Source organism: Streptococcus sp. OH4692_COT-348, from assembly GCF_003859975.1.
In the GTDB taxonomy this organism is placed as follows: Bacteria; Bacillota; Bacilli; order Lactobacillales; family Streptococcaceae; genus Streptococcus.
In genome coordinates this window covers 1-227 of record NZ_RQZB01000096.1, presented here as the reverse complement: position 1 = coordinate 227, position 227 = coordinate 1, and the positions used below count along the sequence as shown (strand labels likewise).

At 52.4% G+C, this 227-nt stretch carries 1 protein-coding gene; it reads right to left on the bottom strand.

Going from position 1 to position 227, the window contains the following annotated elements:
* Positions 1-227: hypothetical protein (locus EII37_RS11040; protein WP_142997545.1), on the bottom strand; the 227-nt coding region annotated here is incomplete at both ends.

Below are 227 nucleotides of genomic sequence, written 5' to 3'. Positions count from 1 at the left end.
TTGATGCTGACTCAGATGCTGATGTGCTTGCTGATTGGCTCGCGCTTGTCGATGCTGACTCAGATGCGCTTGTGCTTGCTGATTGGCTCGCACTTGTTGACGCTGACTCAGATGCACTTGTCGATGCTGATTGACTTGCGCTTGTCGATGCTGATTGGCTTGCACTTGTTGACGCTGACTCAGATGCACTTGTGCTTGCTGATTGGCTCGCGCTTGTTGACGCTGAC